The 26601-nt window shown below is 65.5% G+C and carries 28 protein-coding genes; 16 read left to right on the forward strand and 12 right to left on the reverse strand.

Annotated elements, in window-relative coordinates:
• Nucleotides 1–20 precede the first annotated feature (20 nt).
• Nucleotides 21–737: a hypothetical protein gene (locus AC07Y0_RS05805; RefSeq protein ID WP_498675403.1), complete on the reverse strand. Its 717-nt coding sequence runs from the start codon at nt 735–737 to the stop codon at nt 21–23.
• 210 nt (nt 738–947) lie between these two features.
• Here AC07Y0_RS05805 and AC07Y0_RS05810 point away from each other — a divergent pair, with 210 nt between their 5' ends.
• The 7 genes from AC07Y0_RS05810 (at nt 948) to AC07Y0_RS05840 (ending at nt 6740) form a co-directional block, all read left to right on the forward strand.
• Nucleotides 948–1256 carry a DUF2853 family protein gene (locus AC07Y0_RS05810; protein ID WP_498675405.1) on the forward strand — a complete coding sequence of 103 codons (309 nt, stop codon included), beginning with the start codon at nt 948–950 and terminating at the stop codon, nt 1254–1256.
• 87 nt (nt 1257–1343) lie between these two features.
• Nucleotides 1344–2138, forward strand: a complete 795-nt coding sequence (locus tag AC07Y0_RS05815) for a thymidylate synthase (protein ID WP_498675406.1) — start codon at nt 1344–1346, stop codon at nt 2136–2138.
• Nucleotides 2139–2170: 32 nt separating this feature from the next.
• A complete protein-coding gene (locus AC07Y0_RS05820; protein ID WP_498675408.1) occupies nt 2171–2695 on the forward strand; it encodes a dihydrofolate reductase in 525 nt (174 codons plus the stop codon).
• Nucleotides 2696–2841: 146 nt separating this feature from the next.
• Nucleotides 2842–3957 (forward strand): FtsH protease activity modulator HflK, encoded by a 1116-nt coding sequence (hflK, locus tag AC07Y0_RS05825; RefSeq protein WP_498675409.1) that lies wholly within the window; start codon nt 2842–2844, stop codon nt 3955–3957.
• A 2-nt stretch (nt 3958–3959) separates the two neighbouring features.
• Entirely contained in the window at nt 3960–4892 is a 933-nt protein-coding gene (gene hflC / locus AC07Y0_RS05830; protein WP_498675411.1) for a protease modulator HflC, read from the forward strand.
• Between the two features lie 8 nt (nt 4893–4900).
• Nucleotides 4901–5086 (forward strand): DUF2065 domain-containing protein, encoded by a 186-nt coding sequence (locus AC07Y0_RS05835; RefSeq protein ID WP_498680178.1) that lies wholly within the window; start codon nt 4901–4903, stop codon nt 5084–5086.
• Nucleotides 5087–5186: 100 nt separating this feature from the next.
• Nucleotides 5187–6740, forward strand: coding sequence for a Do family serine endopeptidase (locus tag AC07Y0_RS05840; RefSeq protein WP_498675413.1), 1554 nt, complete (start codon nt 5187–5189; stop codon nt 6738–6740).
• A gap of 60 nt (nt 6741–6800) precedes the next feature.
• Here the strand turns inward: AC07Y0_RS05840 and AC07Y0_RS05845 are convergent, their stop codons facing one another.
• Nucleotides 6801–9188, reverse strand: a complete 2388-nt coding sequence (locus tag AC07Y0_RS05845) for a putative bifunctional diguanylate cyclase/phosphodiesterase (RefSeq protein WP_498675415.1) — start codon at nt 9186–9188, stop codon at nt 6801–6803.
• A gap of 274 nt (nt 9189–9462) precedes the next feature.
• Here AC07Y0_RS05845 and AC07Y0_RS05850 point away from each other — a divergent pair, with 274 nt between their 5' ends.
• The gene (locus AC07Y0_RS05850) at nt 9463–10224 is read left to right on the forward strand and encodes a TylF/MycF/NovP-related O-methyltransferase (RefSeq protein WP_498675417.1); all 762 of its coding nucleotides are present in this window, start codon (nt 9463–9465) and stop codon (nt 10222–10224) included.
• Nucleotides 10225–10236: 12 nt separating this feature from the next.
• Here the strand turns inward: AC07Y0_RS05850 and AC07Y0_RS05855 are convergent, their stop codons facing one another.
• Both AC07Y0_RS05855 and serB read right to left on the reverse strand, forming a co-directional pair.
• On the reverse strand, nt 10237–10788 hold the full coding sequence (locus tag AC07Y0_RS05855) for a GNAT family N-acetyltransferase (RefSeq protein WP_498675419.1): 552 nt from the start codon (nt 10786–10788) through the stop codon (nt 10237–10239).
• Nucleotides 10789–10807: 19 nt separating this feature from the next.
• Nucleotides 10808–11698, reverse strand: a complete 891-nt coding sequence (gene serB, locus AC07Y0_RS05860; protein WP_498675420.1) for a phosphoserine phosphatase SerB — start codon at nt 11696–11698, stop codon at nt 10808–10810.
• Between serB and miaA the strand changes: the two genes are divergently transcribed.
• Nucleotides 11697–12590, forward strand: coding sequence for a tRNA (adenosine(37)-N6)-dimethylallyltransferase MiaA (gene miaA, locus AC07Y0_RS05865; protein WP_498680179.1), 894 nt, complete (start codon nt 11697–11699; stop codon nt 12588–12590). The genes serB and miaA overlap by 2 nt on opposite strands.
• 432 nt (nt 12591–13022) lie before the next feature.
• On the opposite strand, the gene AC07Y0_RS05870 is transcribed toward miaA, so the two are convergent.
• A complete protein-coding gene (locus AC07Y0_RS05870) occupies nt 13023–15233 on the reverse strand; it encodes an ATP-binding protein (RefSeq protein WP_498675422.1) in 2211 nt (736 codons plus the stop codon).
• 346 nt (nt 15234–15579) lie between these two features.
• On the opposite strand from AC07Y0_RS05870, the gene AC07Y0_RS05875 reads away from it, so the two are divergent.
• On the forward strand, nt 15580–17358 hold the full coding sequence (locus AC07Y0_RS05875; RefSeq protein ID WP_498675424.1) for an acetolactate synthase 3 large subunit: 1779 nt from the start codon (nt 15580–15582) through the stop codon (nt 17356–17358).
• Between the two features lie 22 nt (nt 17359–17380).
• Nucleotides 17381–17953 (forward strand): acetolactate synthase small subunit, encoded by a 573-nt coding sequence (ilvN, locus tag AC07Y0_RS05880; protein ID WP_498675426.1) that lies wholly within the window; start codon nt 17381–17383, stop codon nt 17951–17953.
• A gap of 99 nt (nt 17954–18052) precedes the next feature.
• Here the strand turns inward: ilvN and AC07Y0_RS05885 are convergent, their stop codons facing one another.
• The 4 genes from AC07Y0_RS05885 to AC07Y0_RS05900 all read right to left on the reverse strand — a co-directional run bounded on the left by AC07Y0_RS05885 (nt 18053) and on the right by AC07Y0_RS05900 (nt 21293).
• Nucleotides 18053–18514 (reverse strand): metalloregulator ArsR/SmtB family transcription factor, encoded by a 462-nt coding sequence (locus AC07Y0_RS05885; RefSeq protein WP_498675427.1) that lies wholly within the window; start codon nt 18512–18514, stop codon nt 18053–18055.
• Nucleotides 18515–18649: 135 nt separating this feature from the next.
• Nucleotides 18650–19123, reverse strand: a complete 474-nt coding sequence (locus AC07Y0_RS05890; protein ID WP_498675428.1) for a DUF2269 family protein — start codon at nt 19121–19123, stop codon at nt 18650–18652.
• 1 nt (nt 19124) lies between these two features.
• A complete protein-coding gene (locus AC07Y0_RS05895) occupies nt 19125–20408 on the reverse strand; it encodes an SDR family oxidoreductase (RefSeq protein ID WP_498675430.1) in 1284 nt (427 codons plus the stop codon).
• Between the two features lie 39 nt (nt 20409–20447).
• On the reverse strand, nt 20448–21293 hold the full coding sequence (locus tag AC07Y0_RS05900; protein ID WP_498675431.1) for an aldo/keto reductase: 846 nt from the start codon (nt 21291–21293) through the stop codon (nt 20448–20450).
• 147 nt (nt 21294–21440) lie between these two features.
• Here AC07Y0_RS05900 and AC07Y0_RS05905 point away from each other — a divergent pair, with 147 nt between their 5' ends.
• The 5 genes from AC07Y0_RS05905 (at nt 21441) to AC07Y0_RS05925 (ending at nt 24736) form a co-directional block, all read left to right on the forward strand.
• Nucleotides 21441–22034, forward strand: a complete 594-nt coding sequence (locus AC07Y0_RS05905) for a LysE family translocator (RefSeq protein WP_498675432.1) — start codon at nt 21441–21443, stop codon at nt 22032–22034.
• 70 nt (nt 22035–22104) lie between these two features.
• Complete coding sequence (gene nthA, locus AC07Y0_RS05910; protein WP_498675434.1) at nt 22105–22770, forward strand: nitrile hydratase subunit alpha; 666 nt, start codon at nt 22105–22107, stop codon at nt 22768–22770.
• The gene (nthB, locus tag AC07Y0_RS05915; protein WP_498675435.1) at nt 22767–23426 is read left to right on the forward strand and encodes a nitrile hydratase subunit beta; all 660 of its coding nucleotides are present in this window, start codon (nt 22767–22769) and stop codon (nt 23424–23426) included. Before nthA ends, nthB begins: the two co-directional genes overlap by 4 nt.
• Nucleotides 23413–23790: a nitrile hydratase accessory protein gene (locus AC07Y0_RS05920; protein ID WP_498675436.1), complete on the forward strand. Its 378-nt coding sequence runs from the start codon at nt 23413–23415 to the stop codon at nt 23788–23790. Before nthB ends, AC07Y0_RS05920 begins: the two co-directional genes overlap by 14 nt.
• A gap of 85 nt (nt 23791–23875) precedes the next feature.
• A complete protein-coding gene (locus tag AC07Y0_RS05925; protein WP_498675438.1) occupies nt 23876–24736 on the forward strand; it encodes a choice-of-anchor Z repeating domain-containing protein in 861 nt (286 codons plus the stop codon).
• A 55-nt stretch (nt 24737–24791) separates the two neighbouring features.
• Here AC07Y0_RS05925 and AC07Y0_RS05930 read toward each other — a convergent pair whose 3' ends face one another.
• From AC07Y0_RS05930 to AC07Y0_RS05940, 3 genes are read right to left on the reverse strand one after another with little or no spacing between them, the layout of a single operon-like run.
• Nucleotides 24792–25589: an anti-sigma factor family protein gene (locus AC07Y0_RS05930; protein WP_498675440.1), complete on the reverse strand. Its 798-nt coding sequence runs from the start codon at nt 25587–25589 to the stop codon at nt 24792–24794.
• Nucleotides 25586–26140, reverse strand: coding sequence for a sigma-70 family RNA polymerase sigma factor (locus AC07Y0_RS05935; RefSeq protein ID WP_498675442.1), 555 nt, complete (start codon nt 26138–26140; stop codon nt 25586–25588). Before AC07Y0_RS05935 ends, AC07Y0_RS05930 begins: the two co-directional genes overlap by 4 nt.
• The gene (locus AC07Y0_RS05940; protein WP_498675446.1) at nt 26124–26495 is read right to left on the reverse strand and encodes a COG4315 family predicted lipoprotein; all 372 of its coding nucleotides are present in this window, start codon (nt 26493–26495) and stop codon (nt 26124–26126) included. Before AC07Y0_RS05940 ends, AC07Y0_RS05935 begins: the two co-directional genes overlap by 17 nt.
• Nucleotides 26496–26601 lie beyond the last annotated feature (106 nt).

Below are 26601 nucleotides of genomic sequence, written 5' to 3' on the forward strand. Positions count from 1 at the left end.
AAAGCGAAAGGAAGTTTGCGTCAGCAGCGATTGACGAAGCCGACATAGTCGCGGCCTTTCTTCTCATAGTACTTCAGGATGAAGCCGCGGGTCGCGCCGCCGTCCATCGGGATCTCGCAGCGAACGCCCCATTTGGTGTCGAAACAGGCGTTGACGATGATGCACTGGCCGGCCTTCACTTGCCCGACGACCTGGCTTTCGAGGCTGCGTTCGCGGCGGATGTTCATCAGGCCGGTGATCAAAACCCGGACCGGATGGGGTCCGCGCGGCGCGACCGTGTCCTCGGGGCCGACGCACTTGCCGGTGTCCTCGCGGATGTAGCAGGGGTTTGCGCCGCCGCCCGGCGTCGGCTGTGCGGCATCCATGCGCTGGCGGCCGGCCGGTCGCATGATGACCAGCGAGCCGTCGGCGAGCCGACCGTTCATGATGCCGCGCGCCGGGGCGAAACTGGCGATGGGGCGGCCGTCGAGCCCGAGAAGGGAAAAGCCGTTGCGGTCGGGCGCCCAGCCGTTGACGAAGGCGAGCGGCCCCATGCACATGATCGAGCGGGCGGCGAGGCGTCCGGCAAACGTGTGGCTCTGCAGCTCGATCTGGCACTTTCCGGCCGGCCCGCCGGCCTCGACATTCCACATGCCGACGTGTCGATGGGGCGCACCGGACTGGGCGTGGGCGGGAAGGGGAGCCGTCGCCGTCGTAAGCGCCGTCAGCAGGGCCAGGACAAGTCGTTTGAATGCCATTCGCGTGTGTCTCCGTGTGTTCTGGACGACTGTGCGTGCCGGTTGACGTTCATCGCCGGATTCCTGGCAAAACTCAATTGGCGCCGGCGAATTTTGCGCCGCGTCCCACCGGGCATGGGCCGGGCGCTTGACGGTCACACACGCTTCTCACATTCTGTTTATCAAGCGGGCGCGCATGAGACGTCCGCGTTCAGCGAAAGGAAGAAGGCCATGACGGACTATCTTGCAGAAGTGAAGCACTACGACCCGGGCGCCGACGAGGAGGCGGTCAACAAGATCGTGCGTCACCTCGGAATTGCCCTGCGCAACCGTGATTCCTCGCTCGTCTCCGCGTCCGATCCGGATGAACTTGCCCGCGTCAAGGAAAAGTGGTGCGGCAAGAAGCTCGGCGTGACCGGCCCGTCCGCCGACAAGGCCGTCGATACGGTATGCACGATCATGGCGAAGGACAACAGCAAGTCGCGCGTGACCTTCTACTACTTGGTCGCCAAGGAACTCGGCAAACTGGACGACCTCTGAGCTCAGCATGGGAAAACCGGCGGGGCCGCTTGGTTCCGCCGCGCGGGGACGCTACATTGCCGCCGAACAGGAATCGGCGGCAGAATCATGAAGCAGTATCTCGACCTCTTGCGGCACGTGATGGAGAACGGCTCCGACCGGGGCGACCGCACCGGAACCGGCACGCGCTCGGTGTTCGGTCACCAGATGCGCTTCGACCTTTCCGAGGGTTTTCCGGTCACCACGACCAAGAAGCTGCATCTGCGCTCGATCATCCATGAGCTCCTGTGGTTCCTGAAGGGCGACACCAACATCGCTTATCTCAAGGAGCACGGCGTCAGCATCTGGGACGAGTGGGCGGACGAGAACGGCGATCTCGGGCCGGTCTACGGCGCGCAGTGGCGCTCCTGGCCAGACGGCAAGGGCGGTCATATCGACCAGATCGCCAATCTGGTGACGAGCATCACCAAGAACCCCAATTCGCGCCGCCATATCGTCTCCGCCTGGAACCCGGCGGAAGTCGACGAGATGGCGCTTCCGCCCTGTCACTGCCTGTTCCAGTTCTACGTCGCCGACGGAAAACTGTCCTGCCAGCTCTACCAGCGCTCGGCCGACATCTTTCTCGGCGTGCCCTTCAACATCGCCTCCTATGCGCTGCTGACGATGATGGTGGCGCAGGTGACGGATCTCGAGCCCGGCGATTTCGTCCACACGCTGGGTGATGCCCACCTCTATGCCAACCATTTCGAGCAGGCGAGGCTGCAGCTGTCGCGCGCGCCGAAGGCTTTGCCGACGATGCGGATCAATCCGCAGGTGCGCGACCTGTTCGCCTTCCGGTTCGAAGACTTCAGCCTCGAAGGCTATGAGGCCGATCCCAGCATCAGCGCGCCGATCGCCGTCTGATGGTCATGGATGGTTCATGCGAAAGGCCGGCAATGTCTGACCCCAAGATCGTCATCGTCGTCGCCATGGCCGAGAATGGCGTGATCGGCCGCGATGGCGACATGCCGTGGAAGCTGTCGACCGACCTCAAGCGGTTCAAGGCGCTGACGCTCGGCAAACCGCTGGTGATGGGCCGCAAGACCTTCGAATCCGTCGGCGGAAAACCCTTGCCCGGGCGGCCGCACGTGATCGTCAGCCGCGGCCCGGCGATCGAGATGCCGGGCGTCGAGACGGCGGGGAGCCTCGAGGAGGGGCTTTCGCGGGCCAAGGCGATCGCCACTGCCGCGGGCGTCGATGCGGTCTGCGTCGCCGGCGGCGGCGAGATCTACCGGCAGGCGCTGCCGTTCGCCGACGAATTGCATGTGACGCATGTCGAGGCGGCGATGGACGGCGATACCGTCTTCCCGGCGATCGATCCGGCGGCCTTCGAGAAAATCGAGGAAACGAACGTGCCCGCCGGCGAAAAGGACAATTTCCCGACGCGATACACCGTCTATCGCCGCAGGCCTGCGGCATAACGCACTATTTTCCGTAACTCTCGAAGAAGTTAGGTGCTTTCCGTTGAAAGCACGGGTGCCGATACCTATAACGGGACTAACGTCCGCGAGGAGCCGCAAGGCAACCGCGCAGGCATCGGGAGAGAATTCAAAGCTAAGAGGTATGAATGCCCTGGAGCAATCAGAACGGCGGCGGCCCATGGGGCGGCGGCGGCGGTGATAACAAGGGCCCCTGGGGGCAGGGGCCGAACCGACCGCGCGGCGGCGGTGGCGGCAATACGCCCCCGGATCTCGAGGACCTGATCCGGCGCGGTCAGGACCGGCTGAAGAGCATCATTCCCGGCGGGTTCAACGGCGGCGTGATCACTGTCCTGGCTCTTGTCCTTGCAGCCTTCTGGCTGGTTCAGGCCGTCTATACCGTCCAACCGGACGAGCGCGGCGTCGAGCTGCGCTTCGGCAAGCCGACCGAAGACGTTTCCATGCCGGGCTTGCACTTCCACCTGTGGCCCTTGGAGACCGTCGAGATCGTCAAGGTCACCGAGCAGCAGCAGAACATCGGCGCCAAGGCTGCGTCCTCGTCGAATGCCGGCCTGATGCTGTCGGGCGACCAGAACATCGTCAACGTGCAGTTCTCGGTCCTGTTCACCGTCAGCGATCCGAAGGCCTTCCTGTTTAACCTGGAAAGCCCGCAGCTGACGCTGCAGCAGGTCGCCGAGAGCGCGATGCGCGAAGTGGTCGGCCGCCGTCCGGCGCAGGACATTTTCCGCGACGCCCGCCAGCAGATCGCGGCCGACGTCAAGACCATCATGCAGGGCACGATGGACAATTACGGCGCCGGCATTTCGATCAATGCCGTGGCGATCGAGGATGCGGCCCCGCCGCGCGAAGTGGCCGATGCCTTCGACGAAGTGCAGCGCGCCGAGCAGGACGAGGACCGTTTCGTCGAGGAAGCCAACAAGTATGCCAATCAGCAGCTTGGCCAGGCCCGCGGTCAGGCCGCGCAGATCCGCGAAGAGGCCGCCGCCTACAAGGATCGCGTCGTCAAGGAAGCCGAGGGTGAAGCGCAGCGCTTCGTCGACATCTACGAGGAATACAGCAAGGCGCCGGACGTGACCCGCAAGCGCCTCTATCTCGAAACCATGGAGCAGGTTCTGAAGAACTCGAACAAGGTCATCATCGGCGAGAACCAGCAGGGCGTCGTGCCTTACCTGCCGCTCAACGAAGTCGGCCGCATGGGCCAGACCGCGACCCAGCCCCAGACCCAGACGCAGGGAGGCAATTGATCATGTCCAATCGTCTCGCTTATGCCCTGATCGGGCTCGCCGCGCTGCTGCTGCTGGTCTATTCGTCGATCTTCGTCGTCAACGAGCGCCAGCAGGCGATCGTCGTGCGCTTCGGCCAGATCCAGGCCGTGCACAAGGAGCCGGGCCTGTACTTCAAGCTGCCCTTCGCCTTCGCCGACGCCGACCGTGTCCAGTATGTCGAGGACCAGGCGCTGCGCTTCGACCTCGACAACATCCGCGTCCAGGTATCCGGCGGCAAATTCTACGAGGTCGACGCCTTCGTGGTCTACAAGATCACCGACGCCCGCCGCTTCCGCGAAACCGTTTCCGGCGACCGCGAATCGGCTGAATCGCGCCTGCGCACCCGTCTCGACGCCTCGCTGCGTCGCGTCTACGGTCTGCGCGGCTTCGAGGCGGCGCTCTCCGACGCCCGGGCATCGATGATGCAGGAAGTGCGTAACGATCTCAGGGTCGATGCCGAATCGCTTGGCGTCACCATTTCCGACGTGCGCATCCGCCGCACCGACCTGACCCAGGAAGTCTCGCAGCAGACCTTCGACCGCATGAAGGCCGAACGTCTGGCCGAGGCCGAACTGATCCGCGCCCGCGGTAACGAAGAAGGCCAGCGCCGCCGCGCCATCGCCGACCGCCAGGTCGTCGAGTTGCAGGCGGAAGCGCAGCGCGATTCGGAAATCCTGCGCGGTCAGGGCGATGCCGAACGTAACCGGGTCTTCGGCGAGGCCTTCGGCCGCGACGAGCAGTTCTTCGAGTTCTATCGCTCGATGCGGGCCTATACCGGAGCGCTGAGTGGTACCGGAACGACGATGGTGCTGTCGCCGGATTCGGAGTTCTTCCGCTATTTCAACGACTCCGAGGGCACGCCCGCGACCCCGGCCGCACCGGCTGCACCTGCCGCACCGGCCGTCGGTAACTGACGGTGACCATGGCGGATCTGCTCGCAGGTTTTGCCTTCTTCCTGATCATCGAGGGGCTGGTCTATGCACTGGCCCCTCGCTTTCTCGTGCAGATGGCGCGCCTGCTCCCGTCGATTCCGCCGGAGCAGTTGCGGCTTGCAGGCCTTGTCTCCGTGACCTGCGGCGTCGGGCTTGTCTGGCTGGTGCGCGGCTAACTTCGCCGCGTTCATCGCTCCGGCGAAATTGATTTCCCGTTTCATCTTTCCGCCTTATGCTGCGGCCAAAAAAGACGCCAGTTCGCGAGAGGAAGACCGCATGACCCTGACCGCCGCCAAGTCCCGCACGCTCATCCCGGCTCTGCTGCTCGGGACGGCCTTGGCCCTCGGTTCGCTCGGTCCGGCACGTCCGGCCCTGGCGCAGGGACCGGAATCGGTCGCCGACCTGGCGCAGGGCCTGCTCGGCGCCGTGGTCAACATTTCCACCTCCCAGAGCGTCAAGGAAGAGGGCGAGGGGCCGGTGCCGCAGGTGCCGGAAGGCTCGCCGTTCCAGGAACTGTTCGAGGACTTCTTCAAGAACCGCGGCAAGGACGGCGACAACAACAAGGTCAATTCGCTGGGTTCCGGCTTCGTCATCGACCCGGCCGGCTTCGTCGTCACCAACAATCACGTGATCGAGGGTGCCGACGACATCGAGGTGATCTTCCCCGACGGTTCCAAGCTCAAGGCCAAGCTGGTCGGTACCGACACGAAGACCGACCTTTCGGTGCTGAAGGTCGAACCGCCCGCACCGCTTACCGCGGTGAAATTCGGCGATTCGCGCAAGATGCGCATCGGCGACTGGGTGATGGCGATCGGCAATCCCTTCGGGCTCGGCGGCTCGGTCACCGTCGGCATCATCTCGGCGAGCGGCCGCAACATCAATGCCGGCCCTTACGACAATTTCATCCAGACCGACGCGGCGATCAACAAGGGCAATTCCGGCGGCCCGCTGTTCAACATGAGCGGCGAGGTGATCGGCATCAACACGGCGATCATCTCGCCAAGCGGCGGCTCGATCGGCATCGGCTTTGCGGTTCCCACCGAACTTGCGGAAAACGTCATCAAGCAGCTGATCGAATTCGGCGAGACGCGCCGCGGCTGGCTCGGCGTGCGTATCCAGCCGGTTACCGATGAGGTGGCCGAGAGCCTGAAGATCGGCAAGGCGCGCGGTGCGCTGGTGAGCGGGCTGGTCAAGGGCGGGCCGGTCGAGAACGGCCCGATCCGGGTCGGCGACGTGATCATCGGCTTCGACGGCAAGGGCGTCGACGACACGCGCGACCTGGTGCGGATCGTCGCCGAGAGCGCGGTCGGCGCCGAGGTCGAGGTGAAGATCCTGCGCGACGGCAAGGAACAGAACCTGAAGGTCAAGCTCGGCCAGCTCGACGACGAGCAGGCGGCCGACGCATCGTCGGCATCCGGCACGCCGCCGCAGGACGGCGACCTGCCACAGGAGGACGGCGAGGAGACCGCTCCCGGCGAAGAGGGCGGCGAGCAGCAGTCGCCGGCGGTGCCGGATGCGCAGCTTCCGGCCGTGCTGGGCGCGATTGGGCTCGAACTCGGTACGCTCGACGATGCCGCGCGCAAGACCTATTCCATCGCCGAGAGCGTCGAGGGTGTGGTGATCACGTCCGTCAAGCCGGGTTCGCCGGCTGCGGAAAAGGGTCTGGAGCCGGGCCAGGTGATCGTCGAGGTGGCCCAGGAATTCGTCGAGACGCCGGAGGATGTCGGCCAGACGCTGAGCGCGCTCAAGAACGAGGGTCGGCGCAACGCCTATGTGATGATCGCCGACGCCGAGGGCAACCTGCGCCACGTCGCCATTCCCCTCGAATAGTCCCGGCGCTTCGGGCATCCGGCAGATCGGCGGTCCGGCCGCTGGCCGGCGGCGCGCATCTCAGGCGCTATGGCGGATCGCCCGTGTCTCGTTCGGGTCCGTCAGGAACCGCTCCAGGTCCTCGTCCGGCATCGGCCGGCCGATCAGATAGCCCTGGATTTCGCCGCAACCGAGGGTCCGCAGGATCTCGTATTGCGCTTTGGTCTCGACGCCTTCCGCAGCCAGAGACATGCCAAGGTCGTGCCCGAGCCGGATGATGGCGTCGACGATGGCGCGGCTATCGGTGTTCGTTTCAATGTCGGAGATGAAGGACTGGTCGATCTTCAGCTTGTCGAAGCGGTATCTGCGCAGATAGCTGAGCGAGGAATAGCCCGTTCCGAAATCGTCGAGTGCGACGCGCACGCCGAGGGCGGCGAGGGCAGCCAGCGTCGCTTCGACCAGCGCATCGGTCTTCAGCAGCAGAGATTCCGTCACTTCCAGCTCGAGACGGGCCGGCGGCAGGCCGCTGTCGCGCAGGGCGGCGGTGATGGCGGCATAGAGCCCTGTTCCGGCGAACTGGCGGGGCGACAGGTTGACCGCGATCCGCACCGATTCCGGCCAGGAGGCTGCGGCCATGCATCCCTGGCGGATGACCCAGGCGCCGATCGTCTCGATCAGGCCGATGTCCTCGGCAATCGGGATGAATTCCGTCGGGCTGATGGCTCCCAGCGTCGGATGGTGCCAACGCAACAAGGCTTCGACGCAGACGACCTGGCCGCTGCCGCTGTCGACCAGCGGCTGGAAGTGCAGCGTCAGGGACCGGGCCGCCACGGCGGCGCGCAGTTCCTGTTCGATGAGGTTGCGGCGGCGCGCGGCGGCGTCGAGCGATGTGTCGAAGAAGTGGAAGCGGTTGCGCCCGTCGGCCTTGGCACGATAGAGCGCAAGGTCGGCATGCCGCATCATGGTGTCGGCGTCGCGGCCGTCATTGGGGGCGCAGGCGATGCCGATCGAGACGCCGATGCGAGCCGTGCCGGAAGCCAGCGGGAAGGGTTGGGAGAGCGCATTGACCAGCCTTTCGGCGAGTGCCCCCGCGTCGCGCGGGTCCTGCGTCGACGTATGGATGACGGCGAACTCGTCGCCGCCCAGCCGGGCCAGCGTGTCGGTCTCGCCGCACACCGATTGCAGCACTTTGGCCACCTCGCGCAGCAACTGGTCGCCGGCGCCGTGACCATGGGTGTCGTTGACCTGCTTGAAGCGGTCGAGGTCGAGCAGGAGGATGGAGAAATGCTCGTCGAAGCGCTCCAGGCGGTCGATCGCCCGATGGAGGTCCTCGTTGAGCTGGACACGATTGCCGACATCGGTGAGACTGTCGTGGCGTGCCATATGTTCGATCCGGCGGTGCGCCTCGCGCGCCTGGGTGACGTCGCGCCCGACGCCGCGATAGCCGGTGAAAGTGCCGTGGTCGTCGAAGATGGCCTTGGCGCTCAGGGACCAGACACCCTGTTCTCCGTTCCGGACGACGCACAGCTCGAAGTCGCGGAAGGAGGTATGGCTGGTCAACTGGTGACGAAGGGCGTCCAGACCGCCCAGCTTGTGCCGTGCCCTGCAGCCTGCGCTTTCGCAGGGGAGCAGATCCCACAGCGCGCGACCGTAGGCTTCCTCCTCGGTACAGCCGAGTTGCTCGAATAGGCGCGGGGAGGCACGGTGCAGGTGCAGATCGCGGTCGAGGCCCCACAGCCAGTCGGCGGCGTTCTCCTCGAAGTCGTTGAGCAGCAGGCCGATGACGTCGCGCTGTTCGCCGGTGGCGATCTGGGCGCGCACGCGCATGGTCAGGCTTTCGCAGAGCGCCAGCGACGAACGCACGATGATCGCGGTGTAGATGACGTAGAGCGCAAACAGGCTGATGCCTACCGCTTCCGCTGCGACGCTGAGGGCCAGCAGCGATCCCAGTCCCATCAAGACGCTGAAGGTGATCGCCGCCGGCGGGACCATGGCGAGCGCGAAACCGCCGCCCCCCATCATGCCGACGGAGATCGCGACGATCACCAGACGCTGCTGGTCGGTGGCATGCAGGTAGAACAAGACCGTCAGGGCCGCCCAAAGCCCGCTCAGCACGGCGGCGAAGACGATGGCTTGCCGCGAGCCCCGCAAGGAGGCCGTCCGCCGCGGCGGCTGCTTGCGGTTGCGCCATTTGGCGATGCCGGTATAGGCCGCGATCAGGATGACGATCATCGCCCAGGCGGCGACCCAGGGGAACATGTCGCTGCCGGCAAAGGCCAGGAGCGCGACCGCGGCATTGGCGATATTGGCAGCCATCATCCACGGCGTATTGCGCAAGACCGTCGACAGGCGGATCGCGCGGATATGGTCCGCCTCGGCTTCGGTCTGGCCGGCTTCGCCGAGACGCACGAATGCATCACCGACGGCACGGAGTTTTTCGAGAAGCCGGGCGGGTTTGATGGCGTTCATGGATATTAGAATAAATGCAGGAACTTAAAAGCTCGTGAAACGGCGCAGACCGCGCGCGGTGCGTCGAAACAGCGTGAGCGGATGATTAATGTCGGGGGGGCTGTCCCAAATCGCGACAAATGCGGGCGTTTGCGCCCTTGATGGTGCTCACAGCCTGGGACAAGTTTCGCTGCCTAGGTTCCGCTCAGCAGACAGACGCAGCGGCGACGACTCAAAGGCCCATCATCGAGGGCTGTGTCGGCCGGACGCGACCAGGCGGGAAGGCGCATCGGACATGAAGGACACTTTTTTCTACCCCTCAGACGGCGAGAGCAAGTTTTTCGCCAAGCTCAACGAGATCACCACCCGCTGGCCGCACGACGTGCGCCACTATCTGGATCTGTTCCCGACCTATGTGAGCCGGCGTTCGTTCATCCGGCAGCTGGCGCATTACGAGCTGTTCAAGCTGACCGTGGAACTGCCGGGCCACTATGCCGACTTCGGTGTCTACTACGGCAAGTCCTTCTTCAGCTGGCACAAGTTCATCGAGGTCCTGACCCCGACCGCCACCCACAAGAAGGTCATCGGCTTCGACAGCTTCGCCGGATTTCCGAGCCTGCATGAAGAGGACGGCGCGCTCGACGCCAACGTGCAGAAGGAAGTCGGGGGCTTAAGCTCCGAGAATTTCCTCGACGAGTTCCGCGAACTCCTGAAGCTGCACAACGAGGACGGCGTGCTGCCGACCGGACGCGGCCAGATCGTCGAGGGCGACATTTCCAAGACCCTGCCGGAATGGCTGGAGAAGAACCCGGAATCGCGCTTCTGCCTGATCAATGTCGACGTCGACATCTACGAGCCGACCAAGACCATTCTCGAGCATTGCTGGGACCGGCTGGTGCCGGGCGGCGTGCTGATCCTCGACGAGTATGCAACGAGCAAATGGCCGGGCGAGACGCGCGCCTGGGACGATTTCGCCCGCAAGAACGGCATTGTCGCACCGGTCAAGCGTTTCCCGTGGGCCAATGCGCCGGGCGGCTACATCGTCAAGGGCGCCTGATCGCGCCCCTGTTCAAACCTCGGGACGGCCGATCCGGTAAAGGACGTGCCGCTTCAGATGCGGATGGGTGTCAGGGACGCGCGGGTGGTCGAAGTCGCCATCCGCGTCGCGGCGCATACCGATCCGCTCCATGACCGCCGTCGAGCGGCTGTTGGCTTCAACCGCAAATGCAACGATTTCGTCCAAGTCCTTGGTCGCGAATCCGAAATCGATGAGCGCGCGGGCCGCTTCGGTGACGTAGCCCTGGCCCCAGAAGCGGGTGGCGAGCCGCCAACCGATCTCGACGGTGTCTTCCGGCAGGATCGGAGAAATCCCGGCCCTGGCCAGCCCGCAGAAGCCGATCGGCTCGGCGCTCTCCTTCAGTTCCACCGCGTAGAAACCGAAGCCCGTCTCATCGATGACGGCGCGGATGCGCTCCATCATCGTGTCGGCTTCCTCCGTGCTGCGGCGGAAAGGAAAGAATTCCATGACCTTGGGGTCGCGGTTGATCTCGCGAAACAGGTCGCGGTCGTCGTCGCGCCAGTTGCGCAGAATGAGACGCGGCGTTTCGAGGATCGGTGCCATGGCCGCTCTCCGTGCGCGATCAGGGCGCGACGAAATCGGTCTTGCGATAACCCTGGAGGTAGAGCAGGGCGGTGAGGTCGCCGTGGTCGATGCGAATCTTCGCCTGGGCGGCGACCGAGGGCTTGGCGTGCAGGGCGACGCCGGAGCCGGCAAGTTCCAGCATGCCGAGGTCATTGGCGCCGTCGCCCACCGCGATCGCCTCGTGGGTGTCGATGCCGAGGCGGGCGGAGATGTCGACCAGCGCGTCGACCTTGGCCTGCTTGCCGAGGATCGGCTCGGCCACTTCGCCGGTGAGGATTCCGTCCTTTTCCAGCAGGATGTTGGCGCGGTTCTCGTGGAAACCGAGGCGGGCGGAGATCGGCGCGGTAAAGACGGTGAAGCCGCCGGAGACGAGGGCGGTGTAGTGACCTTTGGCCTTCATCGTGGCGATCAGCTCCAGGCCGCCGGGAGTCAGCGTGATGCGCTTTTCAATCACCTCGTCGACCACCTTGATCGGCAGGCCCTTCAGCAATGCGACGCGTTCGCGCAGCGCCGGCTCGAAGGCGATCTCGCCGTTCATGGCGCGGGCGGTGATCAGTGACACCTTGTCCTTGAGGCCTACTTCGGCGGCCAGTTCGTCGATGCATTCCTGGCCGATCATGGTGGAATCCATGTCGGCGATCAGGAATTTCTTGCGCCGCGTGTCGGCATCCTGCACGGCGACGTCGATCTTCTGATCGCCGATCAGCGCGCGAAGCTCCGCTTCGGCGGCCTTTTCGTCGGTGCCGTCCTTCAGCACGATGTCGCAGGCGATGCCGTCGGCGAGCCAGTAGAGGCCGGATGCCTTGAGGCTCTCGGCGGCGCGCTCGGCAAGCGCGGGCTCAAGGATCGGATTTGACGGATTGGCGAGAAGCGTGGCAACGAAGGCCATGATGGAAAACCCTGAAAACGACATCGACGCGATCCTGATAACCGGGCCGACCGCCAGCGGCAAGTCCGCGCTGGCGCTGGAACAGGCAAAGCGGCATGGCGGCCACGTCATCAATGCCGACAGCATGCAGGTCTATGACACGCTGAGGGTCCTGACGGCGCGGCCTTCGGAGGAAGAGATGGAGGGCGTGCCGCACCATCTCTACGGCCATGTGCCGGCAGGTTCCGCCTATTCGACCGGCGATTGGCTGCGGGACGTGGCGGCCCTGATCGCGGATCTGAAGACGAAGCGCGTGCTGCCGGTGATCGTCGGCGGCACCGGGCTCTATTTCAAGGCGCTGACCGGCGGGCTCGACGACATGCCGGCGATCCCGGCCGAGATCCGCAAGCGCCTGCGCGACCGGTTGATCGCGGAGGGCCCGGAGGCGCTCCATCAGGAGCTCGAAAGCCGGGATCCGGCGTTGGCCGCGCGGCTCGGCCGCCAGGACGGGCAGCGCATCGTGCGGGCGCTGGAGGTGCTGGAGGCGACCGGCCGGTCGATCGCCGCGTTCCAGGGGCAGGGCGGGCCGGTGATCGTCGATCCGGAGCGGGCGCGCAAGATCGTCAAGTTGCCGGACCGCAGGCTGCTGCATGAGCGGATCAACCGCCGCTTCGCGCGGATGTTCGCCGACGGCGCGGTCGCGGAGGTCGAGGCGCTGCTCGCGCTTAGGCTTTCGCCGGACATGCCGGCGATGAAGGCGATCGGCGTGTCGCAGATCGCCGCCATGCTGCGGGGCGAGATGACGCCGGAAGCGGTCGTCGAAACGGCCTCGGCCGCCACACGGCAATATGCCAAGCGGCAGATGACCTGGTTCCGCAACCAGATGGACGAGAGCTGGGAGAGGGTCGGCTGAGGGGGCGGCACTGGTTTCATGATCCGCCATCCGCCCCCGCCCTTCGAGGGTCGCTGGCGCTCCCACCTCAGGGTGAGGGCATTCCGGCCACGGCACGCCGCGGCTGCCCCTCATCCGCCTGCCGGCACCTTTGCCAGCCCTTCGCTTTTGCTCATGGCGTTCGTCATTTGAAACGATTCACTGGATCGTTTCGTCGGCTTCGCCGACCATTTCTCACCCCCGCCTGCGGGAGAGGGCTAGGGTGAGGGGCAATTTCTCCTCCGCGCGCTTCAAGCGTTCGGCTGGCTATGCCGCATCTCAGCCATACGCCCTCGCCCTTCGAGGGTCGCTGGCGCTCCCACTTCAGGGTGAGGGCTATCGTCGAGGTGTCCGCCGATCGCGCCGGACGCTGAGACTCGGTGAGGGTTGTCGTTCGCGCCTGACGGGGCAGCCTCAGTCCTTGCGGTAGAGGCTCGACAGCGGCTTTTTCAGGATGCTCTCGCGCAGCGACGAACCGGATTCGCGCCGGATCGGCGGGGCGGGTTCGGTTCGCTCCGGCGACGGTTGCGGCCGGGCGGTGTAGGGGTCGCGGAGGGCGTCCGACGGATCGTCCAGCCGGCGGGCGTAGCGTGGAGGCTCGTCCGACGGTGCGGTGCGCGGCAGCATGTCGGGGCGGTAGGGTTCGATCGGCGGGGCGTCGTGCCGCGGCCGGTCGAACTGGGCGGCGTCGGGCTGCCGGGCGTCGAGCCGCGGAGCCGGGCGCTCGAATGCCGGTTCCGGCTGGCGCAGGGCCGGCGGGGCCGATTGCGGCGGCGGGGTCATCAGGGCCTGGCGGATTTCCTCGAAGCTCGCATCGTGGCCGAGATGGGGCAATGCCTCGTTCTCGGGGATGCCGGCTCTCGGCAGTTCGCCCGTCGCGGCGCCCAGCGCGTATTCGTCTGCTTCGTCGAGTCCGCCCGACAGTCCGGCGTCAAAACTCTGCTGGAAGGCGGAGATGTCGGGGCCGGCAATGGCGCGCATGCGGCTGACGATGGTGCGCAGGTCGACGGTGTCGGGGCTGTCGTCCGAGGCCTTGGCGGTGACGCCGTTCGCCTTCGGCAGGTGGCTTTCGTCGACGCGCGTAAAGCGCATGCGCATCGGCACGGCGATGGCCTCGCCGAAGGCGATCGCTTCGCCGTTGCCGATCGACGAAATGAAACTGGTGGTAGAGATCGACGAGTCCGGGATCGCCGAGCGGATGATCTCCTGGTCGCGGTCGTTGGCCAGGCGCATGGCAAAGAGCGTCGAGCACTGCGACAGGATCGTCTGGTCGAGTTCGCCGGGGCGCTGGGTGATGATGCCGAGCGAGACGCCGTATTTGCGGCCTTCCTTGGCGATGCGGGCGATCGCCTGGCGGGTCGGGAAGAAGCCGAGATTGGGGTCGGCAGGCACGTAGCGGTGGGCTTCCTCGCACACGACCAACATGTGGATCGCGCCGTTCGACCACAGCGCCAATTCGAAGGCCATGCGGCAGAGCACGGAGGCGACGGAGTTGACCACTTCCGACGGGATGCCGGCGAGCTGGAAGGTCGAGATCGGCCGGTCGTCTCCCGGGATGCGGAAGATGTGGGCGATCGTCTCCATGATCGTGTCGCTGATCGTGTTGTTGGAGAACATGAAATGGTAGCGCGGGTCGTTGATCGCCGCCATGATGCGCATCTTCAGCGAGCGCAGCATGGGTTTCTCGCCGCGGCCCTCCAGGCGGCCGATGCGCTCGTCGATCAGCGCCAGCAGGTCGGCGATGCGGTAGGGCACCGGGGTGTCGGCGGTGATCGAGCTCTTGTCGCTGGTGCGGCGCATCAGTGCGCTCTCATTGCCGCGGAAGGCGCGCTTGGCCTCCGGCATCAGGTCGCGCAGGACGTCGAGCTCTTCGGCGATTGGCGGGCGGCCGCGGAACAGGACCTCGGCGAATTCCTCGAGCCGCATCAGCCAGAAGGGCAGGTCGAGCGTGTCGGTGTCGATGACGACAGCGTGTTCGGGGAAGGCGGCGGCGAATTCGTTGTGCGGGTCGAGGATCAGCACGCGAAGCTTGGGATCGCTCTCGATCGCCTTGCGCAGCAGCAGCGAGACGGCAGTCGACTTGCCCACCCCGGTCGAGCCTACCACGGCAAAATGCTTGGACAGCATGGAGGGGACGTGGATCGTCGCGTCGATACTCTCGTCCTGGGTGAGCTTGCCGATCACGGCGGTGTCGCCCTTGCGGGTGTCGTAGATGCGCAGGAGGTCGGCAGCACGGATGCGATGGGCGATGGCGCCGAGATAGGGATAGCGCGAGATACCGGTCGAGAAGAGCTCGCTGCCGTCGTCGCCGACATGCACTTCGCCCAGCAGTTCGACCTCGATGAGGACGGTGTTGTCCTCGCCTTCGCCCCAGTTTTTCGTGCCGGTTTGCATCGAATAGGCAAGCGCCACGACGCGGTTCTGGCCCACAGTGATCGAGATCAGCCGGCCGACCGACCAGAGCTCGGTCAGCTCCGTGCCTCCATCCTCGGCGATGGCCGCGATCGTCGCGCGCGAACCGTTGCAGGCGACGACACGGCCGAGGAAGCGGTTTCCCCGCGCCATCTGGTCGCGGCGATCTTGCTCGCCGGCCTGACTGGATGTCTGAAGGTCACTGTTGCGCAATATCGGCTCCCTGGTCGGGTGCAGTCTAGTGCCCAAGGCTTTAACAGGGGGTATAACAAATGCGCGATAATTGCGCAGGGTGCCCGATCGGCGGTCGTTTCGGTCTGGTTTTTAGGCTCGTCCGCGTTGACGCCTGCCATATTTCTGTCTATCACTTCTTCCCATGAACAATTCGCAGATCCTTATTGTGGTGGGAAAGCGCATGGGCAGGGTGGTGTGACCATCCGGCGACAGCCACCCATGCGCTAGAAGACAGGCTCCTCAAAGGGGCCTTTTTTTATGGCCAAAACCGGGGTAGCACCCCCTTGAAGACAATCCAGCAAGACAGAGTGAGACGGGAAGAGGCATGACGGGCAAAGACAATCAGATGACGGGCGCCGAGATCGTCCTCCAGGCGCTCAAGGACAACGGGGTCGAGCACATCTTCGGCTATCCGGGCGGCGCCGTGTTGCCGATCTATGACGAGATCTTCCAGCAGGACGACATCCAGCACATCCTGGTGCGCCACGAGCAGGGCGCGGGCCACGCGGCCGAAGGCTATGCCCGTTCCACCGGCAAGGTTGGCGTCATGCTGGTGACCTCCGGCCCGGGTGCCACCAATGCGGTGACGCCGCTGCAGGACGCGCTGATGGACAGCGTTCCGCTCGTCTGCATCTCCGGCCAGGTCCCGACCTCGCTGATCGGCTCCGACGCTTTCCAGGAATGCGACACCGTCGGGATTACCCGGCCGTGCACCAAGCACAACTGGCTGGTCAAGGACGTCAACGATCTCGCCCGCATCATCCACGAGGCCTTCCGCATCGCTCAGTCCGGCCGTCCGGGCCCGGTCCTCGTCGACGTGCCGAAGGACGTGCAGTTCGCCACCGGCACCTATACGCCGCCGTCCAACCATATCATCCAGAAGAGCTACCAGCCGAAGGTGCAGGGCGACATCAACGCCATCCGCGCCGCCGTCGAGCTGATGGCCAATGCGCGCCGGCCGATCATCTATTCGGGCGGCGGGGTCGTCAATTCCGGGCCGGAAGCCTCCAAGCTCCTGCGCGAACTGGTCGAACTCACCGACTTCCCGATCACCTCGACCCTGATGGGCCTCGGCTCCTATCCGGCATCCGGCAAGAACTGGCTCGGCATGCTCGGCATGCACGGTTCCTACGAGGCCAACATGGCGATGCATGACTGCGACGTCATGGTCTGCATCGGCGCGCGTTTCGACGACCGCATCACCGGCCGGCTCAACGCGTTCTCGCCGAATTCGAAGAAGATCCACATCGACATCGATCCGTCGTCGATCCACAAGAACGTCCGGGTCGACGTGCCGATCACCGGCGATGTCGGCCATGTGCTGGAAGACATGGTCCGCCTGTGGCGGGCGCTGCCGAAGAAGCCGGACGCTGCCCAGACGGCCGAGTGGAAGGTGAGCGTCGAGAAGTGGCGGGCGCGCAATTCCTTCGCCTACACGCCGTCGAAGGACGTCATCATGCCGCAATACGCCATCGAGCGGCTGTCGGCGCTGACGAGGGACCGCGACACCTACATCACCACGGAAGTCGGCCAGCACCAGATGTGGGCGGCGCAGTATTTCGGCTTCGAACAGCCGAACCGCTGGATGACCTCAGGCGGTCTCGGCACCATGGGCTACGGCTTCCCGGCGGCGATCGGCGTGCAGATCGCCCATCCGGAAAGCCTGGTCATCGACATTGCCGGCGACGCCTCGATCCAGATGTGCATCCAGGAAATGTCCTGCGCCGTGCAGTACGAGGCGCCGGTCAAGATCTTCATCCTCAACAACCAGTACATGGGCATGGTGCGCCAGTGGCAGCAGCTGCTGCACGGCAACCGCCTGTCGCACTCCTATACCGAGGCTCTGCCGGACTTCGTCAAGCTGGCGGATGCCTATGGCGCGGTCGGCCTGCGCTGCGAGAAGCCGGAAGATCTCGACGACGCCATCCTCGAAATGATCAACGTCAAGAAGCCGGTGATCTTCGACTGCCGCGTCGCCAACCTGGCCAACTGCTTCCCGATGATCCCGTCGGGCAAGGCGCACAATGAAATGCTGCTGCCCGACGAGGCGACCGACGAAGCGGTGGCCAACGCCATCGACGCCAAGGGCCGCCAGCTGGTTTGACGATTGAAATAGGAACAGAGACATGAACGCACATCAGCAGCCAACCGGTTCGGCCTATTTCATCGCCAAGGAAACCGCCGCCGCCGAAAGCCATACGCTGTCGATCTTGGTCGACAACGAGCCGGGCGTGCTCGCCCGGGTGATCGGCCTGTTCTCCGGCCGCGGCTACAACATCGAAAGCCTCACCGTCTCGGAGACCGAGCACGAGGCGCATCTGTCGCGCATCACGGTGGTGACGCGCGGCACACCTAGCGTGCTCGAGCAGATCAAGGCGCAGCTCGAGCGGATCATTCCGGTTCACCGCGTGGTGGATCTGACGGTGCGCGCCCGCGACCTCGGCCAGGAACGGCCGGTCGAGCGCGAGGTGGCGCTGGTCAAGGTGGCCGGCACGGGCGAGACCCGCGCCGAGACGCTGCGCCTGGCCGACGCCTTCCAGGCCAAGGTCATCGACGCGACCGTCGAGCACTTCATCTTCGAGATCACCGGCAAGTCGTCGAAGATCGACCAGTTCGTGGCGATCATGAAGCCGCTCGGCCTGAACGAGATCTGCCGCACCGGGATCGCGGCGATGAACCGCGGCCCGCAGGGCATGTGATCGGCCGCAGGGATCGAACGAGACGACAACGGGCGCCTTGGGCGCCCGTTGTCGTTTGTGTGTCAATACAGGAGCGAATGCCGCTAGCGATCCCGTCGGCTAGAACATCGACATCTGCGCCGGTGCCGGCTGGGCTTGCACGTTGGCTGCCTCACCATCGGCATCTGCCGTTTCGACGGCTGCCGTCTTGCGGGCGGGCGTCTTGTCTGAGTTGGCGGGCTTGGTCCTCGCCGCCGGCAGTGCCTCCGATCCGGCCGCACCAATCTCCTCGAGGAAACCGGACAGGACCTTGTCCACCGTATCGCGCACCAGGGCATAGTGGACGAACTGGCCGCGCTTTTCGCGGCTGATCAGGCCGGCGGTTTCGAGGATGGTGAGGTGCTGCGAGACGGAGGGTTTTGCCATGTCGAAGCGCGAGGCGATCTCGCCGGCGGTCAGGCCCGAGGCCGCGAGATGTTGGAGGATCGCGCGGCGCGGCGCGGCGGCCAGCGCCTGGAAAACCTGCTGTGTCGTCCGCGCCATGTCGATCCGTGCGGTCTTCGCTGAACGGCTTTTCTTCACGGGTCAGGATCCTCGTTTCTTTGGCGGCCCGGCGTGCGCGCAAGTTCCTAATTAGCTATTTCCCTAATTGCCGCCTTTCGCGTCCGGCAGGCAGGGCAGTGCCTAGTGCCAAGAACGATCATTTCTGTCAACGGTTTAGAGCACCGGATCGGGCCTGATCAACATCAGATAGAGGATGCCGATCATCGAGAGAAATGCGGGAAAGCCGAAGGCGAACCAGACACGGTAGAGGCGGTGATAGCGCTCCGGCAGGGGCTCATCTCGCGCCGCCGCGACCCGGGCCATGTCGCGCAACTGTATCTGGATCCAGACGACGGGCAGCCAGAACAAGCCGACCACGACATAGAGGCCGAGCGAGAAGGCGATCCACTCCGTTGCCAGCGGCCAGCCGATCAGATGGGCGAGCCAGGCGCCGGTGATCGGCTGGAGAATTGCGGCCGTCGCGGTGAAGAGCGTGTCGGCGATCACCACCGTGGCTGAGACATGGGCGATCAGCCGGGCATCGCGGGTCCGGTTGGCCATGAGCATGAAGAAGGCGATACCGGCGCCGGTGCCGAACAGCACGGTCGCGCCGACGACGTGCGCAAGGCGCAGCAGGTCCTCCAGCATGTCAGCGCTCCTCCAGGGTGGCTAGTGCGCAGAGCGTCAGCGCGATCGACGGAAAGATCTTGACCAGCGGGCCCAGCGGATCGAGCCAGAGCGCGGGCTGGATGATCGTGCCGCCAAGAAGATAGGCGAACGAGACCGCGAGCATGGCAAGAAGTGCGCGCCGGGCGAAGGGATGCATGAGGACGGCGAGCCCGAGGGCGATGTCGAGCATCGAGGTGGCAAGGGTGACGGCGAGGGCGATGTCCGTCGAAAGACCGGTGCCAAACAGGCCGGCCGTCCGCGTCAGGGCAAGGAGCGGGATACTGCCGGACGTGATCCAGAACAGCGAAAGGGTGAGGATGACGACCGGTTTCAGAAGAAAAAGCCGCGAGAACCAGAGGTCCTGGGCTGCGGCTGGTTCACCACGCAGGCGGATCAGGGGATCGGGCGTCCACAGCGTCTCCCGGTCCGCCGCCGGTGCGACGCCGAAACCGCTGATGCGTATGGCGGTCGAGCGCAGCGGAGAGCGCCAGCCGAGACGGCCGGCGAGATCGGCGAGGAGGGTGAGCGGGCGCGCGGCGAGCGCGGGCAGGCGCAGCACCGGTGCGGGCTTCAGGCCGAGCCAGGCGCGATAGAAACGTGCCATTTCCTCCAGGCTGCGCGTCGGCCGGCCGGCAACGATCAGATCGCTGCCGCTCGGGATGCGGCCGGCGATCGCGTCCGCCACGGCACGGGCGACATCGGTTACATGCACCGCATTCAGCGGACTGTGCGGATCGACAAGCGGGAGCACGAGGGGCATCGAGGCAATCGCCCTCAGAAGCGCCGTTCCGCCATAGGCATTGCGGCCGACGACCACGGTCGGGCGCAGGATCACATGGGCCAAGCCCGACCGGGACAGGGCGGCATCGGCCTCCAGCTTGGTGGCAATGAACCGGGTGCCGGGAGCGGCCAGATTCTCCGGCGCCGAGATCTGTATGATCATCGGCGGCACGGCTCGCTCGGTGCAGGCGGCCTGCAGCGCCAGCATGGCGTCGCGCTGAACGGCGGCCAGATCATCACGAAGGCCGTCCTGCAGTGCGCCGGCGCAATTGACCACGGCCGTTGCACCCTCCAGCAAGGATTGCCAATCGCCTGCGCGGCGAAGCTGCGCGAGGTCGCAGGCCATCCATGTGATCGCGGGCAGGCGGGCACTTGCCCTGGCGATATCGCGCCCGAGGCCGGTGACGGCGTAGCCTTCATCGCTCAAGGTTTGGCAGACCACCTGGCCGATGAAACCGGAGGCGCCGAGGACGAGAATGGTCATGCTTGTCTTTCCTGGCGGCAGATCGAGGTGCCTTCGCTTTCACAGCATGTCGAGCGCCGTCTTGCGCGCCGGGGGCGGGAAGGCGGCGTCGAGGGCGGCCCAGTCCTCGTCGGAAATGTCGAGGTCGACGGCGTCGCGGTTTTCGCGCACGCGCCGGAGGTTGGAACTCTTCGGGATGGCGACCACGCTCTCGCGTTCCAAAATGAAGGCAAGCGCGACCTGGGCGGGCGTGGCCTGGTAGGCCTTGGCGATGCGGATCAGTTCGGGATGGTGAACGAGGCGACCCTGCTCGATCGGCGAATAGGCCATGACCGGAATGCCGCGGCTCTGGCACCAGGGCAGGAGATCGTATTCGATGCCGCGGCGCGACAGATTGTAGAGCACCTGGTTGACGGCGCAATTCTCGCCTTGCGGCACGGTCAGCAGTTCCTCCATGTCGGCGGTGTCGAAGTTGGAGACGCCCCAGGCGCCGATCTTGCCGGCGGCCTTCAGTTGCTCGAAGGCGGCGACGGTGTCTGCGAGCGGATGCTCCCCGCGCCAGTGCAGGAGATAGAGGTCGAGGCGGTCGGTGCCGAGCCTTTGCAGACTCGCCTCGCAGGCGGCGATGGTGCCGGTCCGGCTGGCGTTCCACGGATAGACCTTGCTCACCAGGAAGACCTCGTCGCGCCGGTCTTCGAGCGCCTTGCCGACGATGCGTTCGGCGCCGCCCTCGCCATACATTTCCGCCGTGTCGATCAGCGTCATGCCGAGATCGAGGCCGAGCCTGAGGCCGTCAATCTCGTCATTGGCCCGGGCCTTCACCTCGCCCATCTGCCAGGTGCCGAGGCCGAGCGCCGGAATGTCGATGCCGGAGGGCAGGGTGACGGTCGGGATCGGATCGTGCATCGGGACTCCTCATCGCTTGGCGGGTCCTCCAGCTTAGTCCAGCGTCGGGCGGTTTCAATCCATGGCGGATTGCCATGGTGACAAATCTGCGGTGGCGGGGCAGGCTTGGCCCCACTATCGTGCGGCAAATTCTTCGGGAGACCTGCCTTGGATACGGCGACGCTGACCGCCCTTGTGACCTTTGCCTTCGCCACCTCGATCACACCGGGGCCGAACAACATGATGCTGTTCGCCTCCGGGGTGAATTTCGGCTTCCGTCGCACGATTCCGCACATGCTGGGCATCGGTGTCGGGTTTCTGTCGCTTCTGATCGGCGTGGGCCTGGGGCTCGGCGCGCTGCTGGTAACCGTGCCGCTCCTCTATACGGGGCTCAAGATCGCCGGCGGGATCTACCTCGTCTACATCGCCTGGAAGATCGGCTCCTCGCGCACGCTCGGCGAAGGCAAGGCCTCGGCCCGGCCGATGACTTTTTTGGGTGCCGCCGCCTTCCAGTGGGTCAATCCCAAGGCCTGGGTGATGGCCGTGACCGCCATGGCCGTCTATGTCGATCCGAACAGCTATGTGTGGAGCGTGGTCGTCATCGGACTGGTGTTTGCCGCGGTCAACCTGCCGAGCGTCTCGACCTGGGCGGGTTTCGGCTCGGTGCTGCGTGAATGGCTCTCCGTGCCGGTGCGGCTCAAATGGTTCAACATCACCATGGCCGTGCTTCTCGTCGCCAGCCTCTGGCCGATGCTGCGGTAGGGTTCGCCGGGCTCTTGCCAACCGTGCGGGGGTGCTTAAGACTGGGTTCTTCCAGGGGGGGAAGAGCGATTTGTCCGACCACAGCCACGATCATCACGACCATGACCACGGGCATGACCACGGCCATGGGCACCATCACCACGACAACCACTATGGCGACATGCAGGCGCGGGTGCGTGCGCTGGAAACCCTGCTCACCGAAAAGGGGCTGATCGATCCGGCGGCGATCGACGCCATCGTCGAGACCTACGAGACCAGGGTCGGGCCGCGCAACGGGGCGCGCGTGGTGGCGAAAGCCTGGGCCAATCCGGACTATGCCGAATGGCTGCGCGCCGATGCGACCGCGGCGATCGCCAGCCTCGGCTATACCGGCCGCCAGGGCGAGCACATGCGGGCCGTGTTCAACACGCCGGGCACCCACAACATGGTCGTCTGCACGCTCTGTTCCTGTTACCCGTGGGCGGTGCTCGGGCTGCCGCCGGTCTGGTACAAGGCGCCGGCCTACCGCTCGCGCGCCGTCATCAATCCGCGCGCCGTGCTGGCCGATTTCGGCGTGACGCTGAACCCGGAAACGCAGATCCGCGTCTGGGATTCGACAGCGGAACTGCGCTACCTCGTGGTGCCGGAGCGCCCCGCCGGTACGGAGGGCCTGGACGAGGCGGCGCTGGCCGGCCTCGTCACCCGCGATTCGATGATCGGCACGGGGCTTGCGCTTTCGCCGGGAGCAGCATCTTGAACGGGCCGCACGATCTCGGCGGGCAGATGGGCTTCGGCCCGGTCGCGCCGGAAAAGGACGAACCGGTCTTCCACGCCGAGTGGGAAAAGCGTGCGCTCGGCCTGACGCTCTCCTGCGGCGCCTTCGGGGCATGGAACATCGACGAGAGCCGGCACGCGCGCGAAAGCATTCCGCCCGCCGAATACCTCTCGGCGAGCTATTACGAGATCTGGATCCGGGCGCTGGAGGCGCTGCTGGAGCGGCACGGATTTGCCACGCGCGACGAGCTTCGTTCGGGGCGAAGCGTGACGCAGGGTGCCGTGCCGATGCGCATCCTGAAGGCCGAGATGGTGGCCGGTGTGCTCGCCCGCGGAGGCCCGTGCGACCGGCCGCTGCATGTCGAGCCGAAGTTTGCCGCCGGCGACCGGGTCAGGACCCGCAACTTCCATCCGGAGACCCACACGCGCCTGCCGCGTTATGCACGCGACAAGGTCGGCATGATCGAGGCGGTGCAGGGCAGTTTCGTCTTCCCCGACGACAATGCCCATGGACAAGGCGAGAACCCGCAATGGGTCTATACCGTGGTGTTCGATGCCGCCGAGATCTGGGGGGACGGCTGCGATCCGACGCTGAGCGTTTCGATCGACGCATGGGAGAGCTATCTTGAGCGCATGTGAGATCCCCTCCGCATTGAGCCAGTCGCCCGGCCTGCCTAAGTCGGCGGAGGGCGATCCGGTTTTTGCCGAGCCGTGGCATGCGCAGGCCTTCGCCATGACCGTGCACCTGCACGAGCGGGGCCTTTTCAGCTGGGCCGAATGGGCCGAGACATTGTCGGCGGAATTGCACAGGCCCGAGCGCGCCGAGGACGGTTCCGACTATTTCGACGGGTGGGTCGCGGCCTTGACGACGCTGCTTGGCGCCAAGGGGCTCGCTGACCCGGAGACGGTGCTGTCGCTGCAGGAAAGCTGGAAGCGTGCGGCCGAGGCCACGCCGCATGGCAGCCCGATCCTGCTCGCCAACGATCCGCTGCGTTGCTCCTGAGGCACGCATTCGCGGCACGGTTGCATTTGTACTCGCTTGGAGTATCGTCCAGGCGGATGCGGGCAATGCTAGCCGGGGGTGCAGGATGGCTGCGGAAACGACGAATTCGACGGGCAGGGCCGAGCGAGCCAGAGAGAGCAGACGGCGCAAGGAAGCACGGCTGAGAGCCGAGTGGAAACTCGAACGGTCGCTTGGCGTCTACCTGCTGATCCTGCCGGTTCTCCTCACATGCCTTTTGGTGGCAATCTGGCCGAGCCCCTTTACGCCGCAAGGCAAGACCGCGCCCGAACTGCGGTCCCTGTGGAACTTTACCGATCAGGTGGAGGTTCGGTTGCTGATGATCGTGCTCGTTTCGGGTGCGCTCGGCAGTGCGGTCTCCGCTGCGCGCACTTACGCCAATTTCCACGGTCTCGGCCGCTACGAGCCGAACTGGACCTGGTGGTATCTGATGAAGGTGCCGATCGGCATGGGGCTGGCGCTGTTCCTCTACATGGTCGTGCGCGGCGGCCTGTTCTCGGCCTCGCTCGGCGACAGCGGTGCGGTGATGGACACCGCCAATCCCTTCGGCTTTGCCGCACTCGGCGCCCTGGCCGGCATGTTCGCCAAGGAGGCGTCCGACAAGCTGGAAGAGATCTTCAAGGCTGTGTTCCGCACGGCCGAGAAGCCGCCGGTGGCGCGGCCGAAGATCGACAAGCTCGATCCTCCGGCAAAGAAGGTGCAAGACCCGGACCTGACGCTCAAGGTGGTCGGCAGCGGCTTCGATGACAAGTCCACGGTCAAGGTCGGCGACAAGAAGAGGGACTGCGTGTTCAAGAACGCCGGTCTGCTGGTCGTGACCCTGTCTTCCGAGGACCTGGCGAAGGCCGGCAAATTGCCGGTCGTCGTCACAGCCGGCACGCAGGGCGGCGGCACATCGGCGGCGGTCGAGCTGGCAGTCGTCGGGTGAGCCGGCGGTTACGGCAGATGCCGGGTCGGGTACGCTTTTTGCCCGATCGGCGGCGTCAGGTCTCGAACTGCCGGTAGCATTCGTCGGCCACCTGTTGCAGCCGTTCGCGCGAGATCTCGCCGGTCACGGCATAGCCGATCGGGCCGTCGATCCAGTAGAAGGTCTCGAGACCCGCGTCGCTGGCATAGCGGAAGCTGGTCTCGCGGTTCTCCTCGTTGCGACCGAGCAGAACCGTGACCCGTTCGCCGGCATCGTCCTCGTACATCAATAGCGCACCGGCCTTGCCGGAAACCGGCACCAGCCGGCCGCCGACGAGCTTCAGGCCGACCGCCGTGAGGTCGGGGATGCGCAGGGGCGTGTCGAGCCGCTTGCCGAGCCAGGCGGCGAGATGCTGTTGCTCGTCGGCGCCGACCTCGACCGGATGGCGGACGTCGCTCGCATAGATCAGGAAGGCCGAGTGCGACTGATTGGGCAGGGCGGCGATGGCCTGCAATGCCGGTTGCGGTTCGCCGGTGAAAAAGGGCGGCGCCAACTGGCCGGCAATCGCGCCGCCGACGAAGAGCATCACGGCGGCGGCGACCTGCCAGAGCGGCCGAAGGTTGCGGGCAGACCCGCGCTCCGCCCGATCTCCCGCCTTGGAAACAAGGACGGCATCTTCCGCCCGGGCCTCGGCGCGGCCGGCAAAGAGACCGCGGATGTCTGCGTTCTGCTGCTGCCAGTCGGCGACCATCGCGGCGGCGTCCGGATTGGCGTCCAGCCAGGCCTCGACCTCACGCCGCCGATCCGGATCGAGAAAGCCGTCGACATAGGCATGCAGGTCGTTTTCGCTGACGGGGGTATTTTTGTCGGTCATCGCGGTCTCCGCAACGAAATGATGTTGCTGTCGTTCAATTGATCGCGCAGGCGCTGGCGGGCGCGCGACAGGCGGGACATGACGGTGCCGATCGGCAGATCGAGCATGTCGGCCACCTCCTGATAGCCGTAGCCCTCGACGATGACCAGCATCAGCACGGCGCGGTTCTCCTCCGGCAGGCTGTCGAGGGCCGCCACCAGCCGGTCGCGCTCGAGCGGATCGCTGTGGATCTCTGCCATCGGCAGTTCGGCCGCCTCGTCGATGCTGACGGCGGGATGGCGCGCGTTGCGGCGATAGCGGTTGCGATAGAGATTGGTCATGATCGCGTAGGTCCAGGCCTTGAGGTTGACGCCGCGCCAGTGGCGCCGGTTGGTCAGCGCCTTCTCGACGCAATCCTGCAGGAGGTCGTCGCCTTCGGCTTGCGAGCGGGCAAGGCTGCGCGAATAGCGCCGGAGCTGCGGCAGCAGCGCGAGCACGTCGTTTTCGAACGGGCCGGAGCCGGGGGAGGTTTCCCCCGGCCTCCGGTTGTCGCCGTCAGGGCCTTGCGGCATCCCAGACACCTTTCACGCCATCACCGGTGGCGTCGCCTTCCTTCTTGTCCTTGACCCAGAAGTAGAGCGGCTTGCCGTCCTTGGCCCATTGCATGGTGCCGTCCTTGCGGGTCACCAGCGAATATGCACCTTCGGCCTTGGCACCGGAAGCGGCGATGAAGGGCGGCCAGTTCCTGGCGCAGTCGTCGTAGCAGTTGGAGACGCCCTTCTTGTCGTTCTTGAAGGTGTAGAGGGTCATGCCGTTGTCGGCGGCCACAACCGGACCCTTGCCGCTCTTCACGGTTTTGACCGGGGCGGCGAGCGCGGAGCCGGCAAAGGCGGCGAGCGCGATGGTGAGGAGAACGCGGTTTCTCATGGATGTCTTCTCCGGAGAGGTTTGCGGCAGGCACCGTCATGGGCCTGCCTGTGCATGAGACATCGCAAGGGGCGGTTTTATTCCCGCCCGATCAGAAGTTTTTTCG

This window comes from Allorhizobium sp. GW101-3B10 (genome assembly GCF_059424725.1).